This is a genomic window from Mesorhizobium sp. M4B.F.Ca.ET.143.01.1.1 (genome assembly GCF_004792275.1).
Lineage (GTDB): Bacteria > Pseudomonadota > Alphaproteobacteria > Rhizobiales > Rhizobiaceae > Mesorhizobium > Mesorhizobium abyssinicae.
On the sequence record NZ_SRSR01000292.1, the window covers coordinates 1 to 301 of the forward strand.

Genomic DNA, 301 nt, shown 5'->3' on the forward strand with positions numbered 1-301 from the left:
TCCGCGTCGAACGCCAGACGCTGCGCAAGCTACCTGTGTCGCGCGACATCCTCTTCACCATCCGCATCCACCTCGATCCGCTCAAAGCGCTTGATGCGCATCCGGACCGGGCAGCGCTGGCGGCCTCGTTCGCGCAGCAGCTCCTGGCCCTTGACCAGCAACAGCTCGACTACAAGGGCCTGACCGCCGACCGCGACCGGCTGGTCGAATTCCTCGGCGGCATGGCCGGATCGGCTTAACCACGCCACCAAGCCGGCTTGATCTGCGGTTGGCGATTTTCGCTGGTTTATGACAATGATCT

Annotated in this window: 1 protein-coding gene; it reads left to right on the plus strand. The window is 63.5% G+C overall.

The window, feature by feature from the left end; translation table 11 throughout:
- Nucleotides 1-239 (plus strand): heme-dependent oxidative N-demethylase subunit alpha family protein (locus tag EN786_RS37045; RefSeq protein WP_135910180.1); only part of this gene is annotated, 239 nt, incomplete at its 5' end.
- Nucleotides 240-301 lie beyond the last annotated feature (62 nt).